This is a genomic window from Arthrobacter sp. UNCCL28 (assembly GCF_900102805.1).
Lineage (GTDB): Bacteria > Actinomycetota > Actinomycetes > Actinomycetales > Micrococcaceae > Arthrobacter > Arthrobacter nicotinovorans_A.
Genome location: NZ_FMWE01000004.1, coordinates 274,542 through 287,175, shown reverse-complemented (window position 1 = coordinate 287,175; position 12,634 = coordinate 274,542). Strand labels below are relative to the sequence as shown.

The window sequence follows — 12,634 nt, the reverse complement described above, 5'->3', positions numbered from 1 at the left end:
ATGGTGCCTTACAACAGGAATGTCGGATCCCGCGCCCGAAGTGTGACAGGGGACAGCCAATTGTTAGAGTCAGGGGCGTGCGCGCAATAGTCTTTGATGAGGTCTGGACCCAGCCTGAAGTCAGGGAGGTCGCCAAACCGCAGGCCCCTGTTGGAGGCGTGGTGGTGAGGGTGCTGGCCACCGGCATGTGCCGCAGTGACTGGCACGCTTGGGCCGGCCACGATGACATTGCCATGCCGCACGTACCGGGCCACGAGCTCGCCGGGTTGATCGACGCCGTCGGGGAGGGCGTCCAGCATTGGAAGGTGGGCGACCGCGTCACCGTCCCCTTCGTCTGTGGCTGCGGCAGCTGCGAATGGTGCCTGGCCGGCGATGCCCAGGTCTGCCCGGACCAGCAACAACCCGGCTTCACCCACTGGGGTTCGTTCGCCGAGTACGTGGCACTGCATGCTGCGGACAGCAACCTGGTAAGCATCCCGGAGAACGTTGAATATTCGACGGCGGCAAGTCTGGGCTGCCGCTTCGCCACGGCATACCGTGCGCTCGCAGCCCGAGCACAGGTCAAAGCCGGCGAATGGGTAACCGTGGTGGGCGCGGGCGGCGTAGGGTTGAGCGCCGTGATGATCGCCAAGGCCATGGGGGCGCGGGTGATTGCCGTGGACCGGAACCCGGAGGCCTTGGCTGTGGCTGCACGGCTGGGGGCGGAACACACGGTGCTTGCTGATGGTACGGACATCCCGGCCGCAATCAACGTCCTCTCCGGCGGAGGCAGCCACGTGGCGGTGGACGCCGTCGGAAGTGAACAGACGTGCGCCGACGCAATCCTTAGCCTTCGCAGGCGCGGCCGGCACGTCCAGATCGGTTTGTTGCCGTCCATCGACGGGAATCCGCAAGTCCCCATGGCGCGTGTGATCGGCTGGGAACTGGACCTCCTGGGCAGCCACGGCATGGCTGCGGTGGACTATCCGGGCATGATGGCGCTCATTGAACAGGGTGCGCTTCAGCCACAGCTTCTGATCGAACGCACCATTGGCCTGGAAGACGCCGCTGCGCTGTTGCCTGGCTTCGACAAGGCCAACCCTGCCGGCATGACCATGGTGGACCCTGCTCTGTAGGTGCTCCCGAGCGCCCAACCAAGTCGCAGTTGAGGCCGTTCTGAGTGCTCACAACGCCCTTAAATGCGACCTAGTTGGGTGCGTCCGCAGGGCGGTTCCGGTACGCGGCGAGGAAATGGTCGATCCGGCGGACCGCTTCCTCGATGTCCTCCGTAGCGGGCAGGATGACGAACCGGAAGTGGTCCGGCGTGGGCCAGTTGAACGCGGTACCGTGCGAGACCAGGATTTTCTGTTCCTGCAGTAATTGGAGGACGAACTTTTCGTCCGAAGCGATGGGGTAGATCTCCGGATCCAGCTTCGGGAAAAGGTACATGGCACCGGCTGCCGGAACGCAGCTGACGCCCGGGATCGCGGTGAGGAGTTTCCATGCCAGGTCCCGCTGATCGCGGAGCCGGCCGCCGGGACGAATGAGCGCTTCAATGCTCTGGTAGCCACCCAGGCATGTTTGGATGGCGTGCTGGGCAGGGACATTGGCGCACAACCGCAGCGAGGCCAGCAGCTCCAGGGATTCCCGATAGGCGGCGGTGGCCGTCAAAGGACCAGTGACCGCCACCCAACCTGCCCGGTATCCGGGCATGCGGTACGCCTTGGACAACCCGCTGAACGTCAGGACACAGACGTCGTCAGCAACTGCCGCTGTATGGATGTGCGGTGCGTCCACGTACCGGATCTTCTCGTAGATCTCATCCGAAAACAGGACGAGGTCATGCTTTCTGGCAAGCGCGGCGAACTGTTCCAGGATGTGGCGCGGATAGACGGCGCCGGTGGGGTTGTTCGGGTTGATGATCACGATGCCCTTGGTGCGGGGAGTGATCTTGGCTTCGACGTCGGACATGTCCGGCCACCAGTTCTCCTCCTCATCGCACAGGTAATGCACGGGGTTGCCGCCGGTGAGCGTCACGGCCGCGGTCCACAAGGGGTAGTCCGGTGCCGGGATCAGGATCTCGTCGCCGTTCTCCATGAACGCCTGCAGGGTCATGGAGATGAGTTCGCTGACCCCGTTGCCAATGAAGACATCCTCGACGCCGATGCTCATCAGTCCGCGCGTCTGGTAGTACTGCGAGATGGCCGTGCGGGCTGAGAAGATTCCCTTGGAATCGCTGTACCCCTGAGCCCCGCGGAGGTGGTGGATCATGTCCACCACAACAGACTCCGGTGCCTCCAGCCCGAACGGTGCTGTGTCCCCAAGGTTCATCTTGAGGATGCGGTGCCCTTCGGCCTCCATGGCCTTGGCCGCCTGGAGGATGGGCCCACGGAGTTCGTAGCGGACATTCTGGAGTTTGCTGGAGTGCTGCATCGGACGCATGGTTGATCATTTCATGGAGCGGCGTGCCCGAGTAAATGGTTGCAGAATCAGTGCCCCATGATTCCAGGATCAGACCCAGCGGATAGTCACCGGAAGTCTCTTGGTGCTGGCCGAAACTTCCCGCTCGGTGCCGTCCACTGCCACAGCGAAGTGTTGGAGTTCATCAGCCGACGCCAGGACTTCAAAGTGTCCGGTTGCATCGCTGACGGCAGCCGTAGCGGACGAGTGGGCGTGGATATATGCGTCAGGGACGCCTTTGTTGTGCACATCCACCAGCCGTCCCCTGATCCGGCGGGCGGCACGTGTCGTGCCAGTGGCGGTTCCTTCGGGAGGATCGGAAGGTTCTTCGAAAGGCAGGGATACCGGGACGCGGACCAGGAAGCCCATTCCTTGCTGGATGGCGCCGGAGTACTCCTCGGGCCGGAACTCGCCGGTGGAAACTACGGAGTACTGGCTGTGGAGTTCCACGGCCAACAGTAATTGCTCCATGGTGTCCAGCTGCCCGGGACCATGGCATTCCACGGCGACCCTCAGTTCGAGGTCCAGGGCCGGTCCGTCTGCGCGTGACCTTCCAACCCGGTTCAGCGTGACGGCGCGGACGGTAACCGGCGCCTCAGGTGGGGGAACCACGGCGGTGGGGGACCCGTCGTCGAACCTGACATGCTGAGGGGCGACGGCGTCGGAAAGTACCCCCAGAAGGTCGGACAGCGACGAACGCACATGGCCCACGGCAGAAACCCCAGCCGGAAAGAGATCCACTAATCAACTTCCACTAGGCTACTCCCGCAGATGCCCGTAGTCACTGGGATTCGGGGGGTAAGTCCAATCGAGTGAGCTACGGGCCCTGGCGGGTTACGCGAGGCCAGGGACCCCGTCGGTGATCGTGTAGGACTTCTTGGTGCTGACCGGCGCGCCCGGCGTGGTGACATAGTCCAGCACACGGAAGTCCGCTGTCAGGGCGTCCTTGGTGATCCGGGTGTTCACGTAGCCGCGGTTGTCGTTGTAGAACTTCAGGTGCGGGTTCCACGCCATGGTGGGGTCTGTGGTGGAGCCATTGCCGTCGCCCGTGGAGGTGATGGAGGAGCACACCAGTTCCGAGCCGACCACAGCGGCCGCGGGGTCCTTGTAGTCCACCTTGAGGTCGGTGGCCCAGTGGCGGTGAACGTCGCCGGTGAGTACGACCGCGTTGCGCACCTTGGCGTCCACCCAGCCTTGGGTGATGCGTCGGCGGGAAGCGGCGTAACCGTCCCAGCCATCCATGGAGACGTCGTCGATGTCCGGCGCCTTGTCACGGTCCCGCTCGGCAAAGAAGACCTGCTGGCCCAGAATGTCCCACTGTTGCGTGGAGTTCTTGAAGCCGTCCAGCAGCCACTTTTCCTGCTCGGCACCGGTGATGGTGCGGTTCTCGTCGAGGCGCCCGGCGACGTTCTTCCGCCAGCCGTCACCCGCGAGCTGGTCATCCCGGTACTGGCGGGTGTCCATCATGTGGAAGTTGGCCAGCTGGCCCCAGTGGATGGTGCGGTAGATCTTCATGTCGAACCCGGCGGGAACTGATGACCGGCGCAGCGGCATGTTCTCGTAGTACGCCTGGAACGCTGCCGAGCGGCGCTGGCGGAAGTGCTCCGTGGTGTCGTTCAGCTGGCCCGCGTCGCTGTTCTCGGGGATGTCGTCCGCCCAGTTGTTGTCCACTTCGTGGTCATCCCACACCACCAGCCACGGTGCGATGGCGTGCGCGGCCTGGAGGTCGGCGTCGGACTTGTACTGGGCATGCCGCTGGCGGTAGCCGGCCAGGGTGGTGGTTTCGGGTCCTTCGTGGTCGCGGGGGTTTCCGCCGCCGATCACGTAGCTGCCCTTTTTGTACTCGTAGAGGTAGTCACCCAGGTGCAGCACCAGGTCCGGGTGGTCCTCGGCAAGGCGGCGGTAGGCCGTGAAGTAGCCGTGCTCGTACTGGGCGCAGCTGGCGAAGGCCATGGCCAACGCAGCGGGGGTTTCACCGGGCGCCGGGCTGGTCAGGGTGCGTCCCACTTCGCTGACGTGGCGCCCGGTGCGGAAACGGTAGAAGTACTCCCGCCCGGGGCGGAGGCCTTTGAGCTCGACGTGCACCGAGTGGGCGGTTTCGATCCTGGCATGTTCGACGCCGCGGGCTACTACGCGCCGCATCGCCGGGTCTTCTGCGACCTCCCAGGCGACGGCGACGTTACGCGAGGGCATGGCGCCCAGGCCGTCCTCGGCTACGGGGTTTACTGCCAGGCGGGTCCAGATGACGAAGCCGTCGGGCCACGGTTCGCCCGACGCGATGCCGAGGGTGAACGGATCGGTGCGGAGACCGGCGTCGTCCGCTGTAGAAACCGCCGGGAGGGCGCCGGCGACGGCGGCACTGGGGAGGGCTGCGGCGAGTCCTGCTCCAAGGCCGGCTGAAATGAGGGATCTGCGGGAGATTTTTTCCATAAGGCCGACCCTAGGAAGCCTGGGTTGACTGGATCGAAGGTGTGCATGAATGTGTGGTTAATTCTGTGACAAGGGGTGTCACTTGCCCTCGGGGAGCTGCCTGCCGCGTGGGGGCCTCGTCTATGCTCAGTTCATGAAGACGGGCGAGAGCCGTAAACGACCCGGAGTGGTGACGTTCTCGGTGGTGCTGATGTATATCGGTGGCATCGCCCAAATCCTGCTCGGGATACTGACGATTTTCCTGCGCTATACCCCCGAAGCCCAGTCCGGCGGCATTGCTTTGCCCATCACCTTGCTGGGAGCAGGCATGGTCCTGTTCGGGCTGTTGGTGATCGGACTGGCCTCCGGGGTGGCTCGCGGCAGCAACGCGGCGCGGCGTGGTGCAACCGCAGTCATGCTGCTGGGGCTTGTTTTTGCCGTGCTGGACCTGGTGATTGCTGCGGACGGAGACTGGTCGGCCGTCATTTCCCAAGGCATCGCTTCGGTCGCCGTGCTGGTGCCGTTGTGGGTGGGACGTGGTCGCAGCTACTTCGAGGCGCGCTGATTGAACGTTTGGTGCAGGGCCTCCTGGGCATCCCGGTAGGCGACGCGGCGATGAACGAACCGGACGATCTCCACCAGCGCGATGCACGCCGCCGACGTTCCCAGGACAAGTAGTGCCGTGGGCAGGCTGGGATCGGTGAACTGCAGGAAGTCGCGGGCTATTGGCACCGAGTACACCAGGACAAGGCCGACCATCATCGCACCGATGACCATGCCCTTGAAGCGGGTCACCGGGCGCGAGAGCACCACCAGGATCCAGATGCCGATGATCGCCAGGATCAGCGTGGACCCGGTCCTGATCTCCGCTTCCGGAATCTGCAGGTTCGCCGCAAGGCGGGCATAGGAGGCGAGCCCCAGTGTCACCGACAAGCCCGCCGGGACGGCAAAGGTCAGTGAGCGGCGCAAGAAGCCGGGGATGTACCGCTGGGCGTTGGGCAGCAAGGCCAGGAAGAACGCCGGTATGCCGATGGTCAAACCGTCAGTGACGGACAGTTGCCGCGGAAGGAAAGGAAATGGCAGCAGGAGGATGCCGAAGGCGATGGCCAGGAAAGTGGCATAAGCGGTCTTGGTCAGGAACAGCATGGAGACGCGCTCGATGTTGGCGATGACCTGCCGGCCCTCGGCCACCACTGAGGGCAGGTGGGAAAACTTGCCGTCCAGGAGCACCAGCCGGGCCACGGCCTTGGTGGCTGCCGCCCCGGAGTTCATCGCCACACCTATATCGGCTTCTTTGATGGCCAAGGCATCGTTGACGCCGTCGCCGGTCATGGCCACTGTGCGGCCGGCGGACTTGAGAACCACCACGATCCTCTTCTTCTGGTCCGGGGTGACGCGTCCAAAGACCACGTGGTTGTTGATGACCTCCAGCAGTTCCTGGTCGTCGTCGGGCAGTTCCCGGGCATCGAAGCCATAGGGCGCCTCCAGCCCGACTTCCCGGGCTATTGCGGCAACGGTCTGCGGGTTGTCACCGGAAATGATCCGGACGTCCACGTCCTGCGCCGCGAAGTAGGTGAGCGTTTCAGCGGCGTCGGGGCGGATGTTCTCCTTGAAAGTCAGGAGGGCAACCGGGACGGCGTCTGTTGGTACGGTCTCGTCATCAGTGGGCGTGCCGTGGGCCAGCACCAGTGTGCGCCGGCCGGTGGCAGCCAGCTCTACGGTCCGGGCGGCAAGCTGCTGCCGCACAGGATCGGTGGAATCGTGCCCCGGGAACACCATTTCGGGGCCGCCCAGGATCCACATTCCGTCGTCGAAAACAACCGCGCTCCACTTACGCGCCGAAGAAAAGGGCACCCGGTCTGCCGGCGGCTCTGCGGGAGGCTCGGTGAAATGACCGGCAAGGCTCCGGGCTGTGGCATTGGCATCGTTCTGCACGCCGTACCAAGAAAGCACAGCCTCCCAGCCCGGGCGGGGCGTCAAAGGATGGGCGGCGTCGAAAACGATGTCGCCCTGGGTGAGGGTGCCGGTCTTATCGAGGCAGATGATATCCACGCGCGCCAGCCCCTCGACCGCCGGAAGCTCCTGCACGAGGACCTGTTGCCGGGCCAGCTTTACCGCCCCGACGGCGAAGGTGATGCTGGTCATCAGTACCAGTCCCAAAGGAACCATGGCGACGACGGCGGCAATGGTCGCCGTCGCAGCGTCCCGCCACGCTCCACTCGCCGAAGCTTCGGCCCACCCGCCCTGGGCAATCATCTGGGCATTCAGGACCAGCAACGCCACCGGACCCACGAACCAAGTGACCCATTTCAGGACCCGGTCGATCGAGGACCGCAGTTCTGAAGCCACCAGGGAGAAGCGCTTGGCCTCCGCCGCCAGGGAGTTCGCGAAGGAGTCTGCGCCTACCCGGTCCACCACGGCTGTTCCTTCACCGGCCACCACCACGGATCCTGACAGGACACGGTCGTCGTCGGCCTTTTCAACGGGGTCGGATTCGCCGGTCAACATGGATTCATCCACTTGGAGACCCCGCGATCCTGACACCACCCCGTCGGCCGGGACCTGGTCGCCGGCCCGCAGGACCAGGGTGTCATCCAGCACCACATCATCCAAGGAGATTTCAGCCTCGGAGCCATCCCTCACGACCCTGGCATGCGGGGCGTTCAGGAGGGCCAGGCGGTCCAGGGCCCGTTTAGCCCGGTATTCCTGGACGCTGCCGATCACTGCGTTGGTAATGGCGCTGAACCCGAACAGGGCATCCTGCCAGCGGCCGATCGCAAACAACACAATGAAGCAGGCCAGGATGATGCCGTTGAACAGGGTGAGCACGTTGGCCCGGACAATGCTCCACACGCTGCGGCTGGTGTCCTGGACGAAGGCGTTGGTTTGTCCCGCGGCCACTCGCTCAGCAACCTCGGCAGCGCTCAATCCCTGGGCCGATCCACCCGCTGGACGGACTGCCGCCGGTGATTGGTGCTTGTCCTCTGGCACGCATGCCCCCAGTTGTTGTGCTGATCAGATCACGTGGACTGGTCCAATCAGTTGAGTCGATCCGAGGAGCCGGGTCTGTCCAAGGATGGGTGGAGCGATGGGACTGAGTATGCCAGCCGCTGGGCGTTCTGTCGCCGTCGTGGTTGTTGCGCACGGCCGCGCACGGCCGCGCCCGCCCCGCCCGGCCCCGCCCGCCCCGCCCGGCCGCCCGCCCGGCCCCGCCCGCCCCGCCCGGCCGCCCGCCCGGCCCCGCCCGCCCCGCCCGGCCGCCCCGCCCGGCCCGCTTGGGCTGTGGCGGCGAGGCCGTGTCGGCTCAAGCCGTAAAGGTAGGCCGTGCCCGCCGAGGCCGGCCATGCTCAGGCCGTAAAGGCGAGGTCTTTCGCATGGAGTCTGTGCAGGAGCGGTTCGCCGCGGGACACCCGGTGGGCTTCCTCGATGGTGCTGGCGGCCATCCGCTCCAGCTCCATCCCCAGCGAGCCGGCCAGATGCGGTGTCAGCAGCACATTGGGGTGTGTGTAGAAGCCCGAGTCCGCTGGGAGCACCCAAGGAGTGGTGACGTCCAGGACAGCGTAAAGGTCGCCTTGCTCGATGCGCCGAAGCAGCGCATCCTGGTCCACCAGTTCGCCGCGCGCGGTGTTGATGAAGGTGGCACCGGGCTTGAAACAGGACACCAGGCCTTGATGGATCAGGTTGCGGGTGGACGGAAGCGACGGCGCGTGGAGGCTGACGACGTCGCAACTGCCCACCAGCTCTTCCAAGGTGACGCGTTCGACGCCGAGGGAGGCTGCCGCGGCATCGTCAAGGAAAGGATCTGCCACTACTACGTGGACGTCGTAGGACTTCAGGAGCCGGATGACGTGCTTGCCGATCCTGGACGCCCCGATGATGCCCACGCGTTTGCCGAAGTTGCCCATGTCCGGGAACACCTGGTCCGGCTCGATACCGGTTTTCTCCGAGTGCAGCTTGCGGGCGATCTGGAGGACACGCTTGTTGGCCAGCAGGATCATGGCCACCGTGTATTCGGCCACGGGGATGGAGTTGGCATCAGCGGCGGTGCTGATTTCGATGCCCCTTTCCCAGCATTCGTCGCCCACATGGTGTTTGACGGTGCCTCCGGCGTGGAGGACATGGGTCAGGCGAGGAGCCGCGGCCAGGGCCGCGGCATCCAGCTTGGGGCAGCTCCACCCTGTGATGAGGATGTCCGTCTCTGCCAGGAGTTTCAACGAACGTGCGGATGTGAAATCTTCCATGGGATCAGGGCTGAGCAGCCGCAAGCCGGGGGAGAGGGTCTCGAGGCGGCGGCTGGGAAAGACCCGGGATACGACGCCGGGACCCATGGCGAGCGCGACGTTTGGTTTGGTGCTGGTCACTTGACGCTCCCTGCGGTCAGGCCTGACTTCCAGAAGCGCTGGAGCATGATGAACGCCACCAGCAACGGAAGGATGGAAAGCAGCGAGCCCGTGATGACCATGGGCGTGAATTCGGGCTGCGGTACGGAGTAGCCCTGCCAGATGGAGATGCCCACGCTGACGGGGAGGAGTTGCTGGTCCTGGAGCATCACCAGGGGGAGCATGAAGTTGTTCCACACGCCCACGAACTGGAAGAGCGCGATGGTGATGTAGCCGGGCATCATCATGGGCAGGCCCAGGGAGAAGAAGGACCGGACTGGCCCGGCGCCGTCCATCCGTGCGGCCTCGAGGGTTTCTGCCGGCACGTAGCTGGAGGAGTAGACCCGGGCCAGGTAGACGCCGAACGGGTTGCACAGTACCGGGATGAGGATGGCCCAGATGGTGTTGGTCATGCCCACCAGGGAGGCCAGGAGGTACATGGGCAGCACGGTTGCGGTGTTGGGGATCAGGACGCCCACCAGGACGAAGCCGAAGAGCGAGTCCTTCCAACGGAACTGGAATTTGTCGAACGCGTATCCGGCCATGACTGAAATGAGGCTGCCGAGGACCGCGCCAACGCCGGCGTACATCACGGAGTTTCCCAGCCAGCGGAAGAAGAGCCCGCCGTCCTGGTTTGCCACGTTGGCGATGTTCTCGAACAGGGAGAAATTACCCAACGCGTAGGCGCTGGTGCCGTAGAGGTCCGCTGCATTCTTGGTGGAGGCGAACACCAACCACAGGACAGGGACCACCATGTAGGCCGAGCCAATGATCAGGAGCCCGTTGACGGTGAGCTTGCTGGCAAACCCTCCGCTGCGGTTGGAAGTGCCGTTGCTGCCGCGGCCGGAACGGTATCCCGTGCGGCGGGACCGTGGACTTTGCTTGGATGCTGCGGTGTTTCGGGAAAGTGTTGAGGTGCTCATGATTTGTTCATCCTGGAGCTAAGGCGGGTGACGGCCAGGGACAGGATTGCGGCCAGCCCGGCAATGATGATGGAGGCCGCCGCGGCCTGGTTGAGGTTGTGGCGGATGAACGCTGCGTCATAGGCCCACAGGTTGGGAACCCAGGTACTGGTGACCGAGGCCGTGGCCTTGGAGATGATGTTTGGCTCGGTAAACAGCTGCAGGGTGCCGATGATGGTGAAGAGCATGATGACGCTCAGGGCCGGCAGGATCAGGGGGAACTTGATGCTCACCGCGGCCCGGATCTCACCGGCGCCGTCCACCCGTGCCGCTTCCAGGATTTCCCGGGGCACGGCCTGGAGTGCAGTGAACAGGATGATGACGTTGTAGCCCGTCCATTCCCATACTCCGATGTTCACGATGGACGGCAGGACCAGGTGGGCGTCCAGGAAGTTGACCTGGATACCGCCACCCTGGAGTGCCTGGACCAGTGGGCTGATGCCGGGGGTGTAAAGGTAGGCCCAGATCAGGGCAGCAATGACGCCCGGAACTGCGTGCGGAAGGAACACCAGGAGCTGGAAGAGCTTGCGTGCCTTGGCCACTGTCGCATCCAGCAGGAGTGCGAAGACCACTGCACCGCCCACCATGCACGGAATGTAGATCAGGCAGTACAGGCCGAGGCGGCCGATGCCCTCCATGAAGGTTTCGGATTGGAAGACCTGCACATAGTTCTCAAGCCCTACGAACACGGTCTTGGCTTCCCCGAAGCCCAAGCCGGACTTCTGCTGCGAGTGGAAACTCAGCACCAGGGAGTAGATCACGGGTGCGATCATGGCGATCGCGAAGACCGCGAAGAAGGGGACCAGGAACAGCGCGGCAGTCCGTCCGCCGGTTCCCGCCAGTGCACGGCCGCGGCGGCGCACTGTGGTGGTGAGGGCCTGGGTGGCCATGGGATTCTCCTAGCTTGGGAGGGGGGCCTCCTGTCAGAGGCCCCCTGCCTGTGGGACTACTCGGTGAGCGGCTGTTCCTGACGAATTACTCTTTGACGGAACTACTCTTTGACCGACAGGCCGGCCTGCTTCAGGCTGGCGACGGTGGCGTCCTGCGCGGTGTCGACGGCGTCATGGATGGTGCCGCCGGTGGTCAGCTTGCCGTAGGCATCCTTAAGGGCTGTGTTGGTGATGTCCCAGTTGGGACCCCACTGCCAGCCCGGGGTGATGGTGCCGTAAGCCTTGTTGAAGACCTCGTAGATGTCGTTGCCGAAGTAGCTGGCGTCATAGGCCTGCTGGGCTACAGGTGTCAGTCCCGGGAAGGCAAGGAACGCCGAGCCGGTGTTGCCGCGGGCCTTGATGGCCTGCTGGTTGGTGGTGAGGAATTCGACGAACTTGGCGGCAGCGGCGGGGTTCTTGCTGCTCTTGGTGACGTTGAAGCTCGAGCCACCATAGAAGGCGCCGGATTCATTGCCCCAGTTGGGCAGTTCGGCGGCGATCCACTGGCCCTTCTGGCCGCTGGCTTCGGTGCGTTTTTGGATGCCCGTGGCACTCCAGTTGGCGCCCACTACGCCAACAACGGTGCTGTTGGCCAGGTCCAGGCTCCACTCGTCGCTGTACGCCTGGGTGACCTTGACGATTTTCTGGTCGATCAGTTTCTGCCAATAAGTGGCAACCTTCTGCGTTGCTTCATCGTTGACGCCCACCTTCCAACTGTCGCCCTCGGTTCCGAACCACTTGGCCCCGGCCTGCCAGGCCAAACCGGCGCTCGCCGCTACCTCGTTGGGGTTGAAGCTGGCCAGGTAGGAGTCGGGCGCTACAGCCTTGAGCTTCTTGCCCGCCTGTTCGAATTCATCCCAGGTCTTAGGGACCCCGACGCCGGCCTTGTCCAGCATGTCTTTGCGGTACCACATGAGCATGGGGGCTGCGTCATACGGAAGCGCGTAGGTCTTGTCACCGAACTGGACCAGCGCTTTGGTCTCGTCCGTGAGTTTGTCCACGGTTTCGGACTTGTTGATGAGGCCATCGAGCGGGATCACCTGGCTGTTGCTGACGAACTGGGGCAGCTGCGGGTATTCGATCGTGGCAACATCCGGGCCGTTGCCTGCCGTGATGGCGGTGGAGAGTTTGGCATACCCACCGTTGGCGCCGTTGGGGATGGTTTCGAAGCTGACCTTGATCTTGTCCTGGCTGGCGTTGAACGCTTCAGCAACCTTGTCCATGCCGGCCAAGGCAGACCAGAACGTGATGGATCCGGAGGGGTCTTCGGTGGGTGTGGGCGCTGCCGCAGGGGTTGGACCGGTGCCGCAGGCGGCCAGCAACAGAGTGCCCGCGGCCAAGCCGGCCACTCCGGCGAAGAGATGACGACGCTTCATGGTGTTCTCCTTTGAAGACTTGCGATGCGAAGAGAGGGGACATGTGGTTGGGGCCACATGCGATGAATCCATGTAATCGGCAAGTTCGAACATCTTCAACGTTTCAAACAAATTCAAACATTCGGCAAGGAAGCCTGTGT

Annotated in this window: 10 protein-coding genes; 2 read left to right on the top strand and 8 right to left on the bottom strand. The window is 64.0% G+C overall.

Translation table 11 applies throughout. From position 1 onward, the window contains the following. The first annotated feature begins 77 nt into the window (after positions 1–77). Positions 78–1,115: a zinc-dependent alcohol dehydrogenase family protein gene (locus BLQ01_RS13670; RefSeq protein WP_091552308.1), complete on the top strand. Its 1,038-nt coding sequence runs from the start codon at positions 78–80 to the stop codon at positions 1,113–1,115. Positions 1,116–1,185: 70 nt separating this feature from the next. On the opposite strand, the gene BLQ01_RS13665 is transcribed toward BLQ01_RS13670, so the two are convergent. From BLQ01_RS13665 to BLQ01_RS13655, 3 genes are all read right to left on the bottom strand, one after another. Continuing rightward, positions 1,186–2,421 carry a pyridoxal phosphate-dependent aminotransferase gene (locus BLQ01_RS13665; protein ID WP_091552307.1) on the bottom strand — a complete coding sequence of 412 codons (1,236 nt, stop codon included), beginning with the start codon at positions 2,419–2,421 and terminating at the stop codon, positions 1,186–1,188. 69 nt (positions 2,422–2,490) lie between these two features. Then, entirely contained in the window at positions 2,491–3,180 is a 690-nt protein-coding gene (locus BLQ01_RS13660; protein WP_254779442.1) for a hypothetical protein, read from the bottom strand. Between the two features lie 93 nt (positions 3,181–3,273). Continuing rightward, positions 3,274–4,869 carry an alkaline phosphatase D family protein gene (locus BLQ01_RS13655; protein ID WP_091552305.1) on the bottom strand — a complete coding sequence of 532 codons (1,596 nt, stop codon included), beginning with the start codon at positions 4,867–4,869 and terminating at the stop codon, positions 3,274–3,276. A 133-nt stretch (positions 4,870–5,002) separates the two neighbouring features. Here BLQ01_RS13655 and BLQ01_RS13650 point away from each other — a divergent pair, with 133 nt between their 5' ends. Continuing rightward, a complete protein-coding gene (locus tag BLQ01_RS13650; RefSeq protein ID WP_223943833.1) occupies positions 5,003–5,413 on the top strand; it encodes a hypothetical protein in 411 nt (136 codons plus the stop codon). Here BLQ01_RS13650 and BLQ01_RS13645 read toward each other — a convergent pair. From BLQ01_RS13645 to BLQ01_RS13620, 5 genes are all read right to left on the bottom strand, one after another. Then, positions 5,395–7,839: an HAD-IC family P-type ATPase gene (locus tag BLQ01_RS13645; RefSeq protein ID WP_091552304.1), complete on the bottom strand. Its 2,445-nt coding sequence runs from the start codon at positions 7,837–7,839 to the stop codon at positions 5,395–5,397. The two genes, BLQ01_RS13650 and BLQ01_RS13645, sit on opposite strands and share 19 nt — an antisense overlap. Before the next feature lie 356 nt (positions 7,840–8,195). Then, positions 8,196–9,209 carry a hydroxyacid dehydrogenase gene (locus BLQ01_RS13635; RefSeq protein ID WP_026543400.1) on the bottom strand — a complete coding sequence of 338 codons (1,014 nt, stop codon included), beginning with the start codon at positions 9,207–9,209 and terminating at the stop codon, positions 8,196–8,198. Continuing rightward, positions 9,206–10,150: a carbohydrate ABC transporter permease gene (locus BLQ01_RS13630; RefSeq protein ID WP_091552302.1), complete on the bottom strand. Its 945-nt coding sequence runs from the start codon at positions 10,148–10,150 to the stop codon at positions 9,206–9,208. The genes BLQ01_RS13635 and BLQ01_RS13630 overlap by 4 nt, the downstream gene beginning before the upstream one ends. Then, positions 10,147–11,079, bottom strand: coding sequence for a carbohydrate ABC transporter permease (locus BLQ01_RS13625; protein WP_026543402.1), 933 nt, complete (start codon positions 11,077–11,079; stop codon positions 10,147–10,149). The genes BLQ01_RS13630 and BLQ01_RS13625 overlap by 4 nt, the downstream gene beginning before the upstream one ends. Before the next feature lie 101 nt (positions 11,080–11,180). Then, positions 11,181–12,494: an ABC transporter substrate-binding protein gene (locus BLQ01_RS13620; RefSeq protein ID WP_091552301.1), complete on the bottom strand. Its 1,314-nt coding sequence runs from the start codon at positions 12,492–12,494 to the stop codon at positions 11,181–11,183. Positions 12,495–12,634 lie beyond the last annotated feature (140 nt).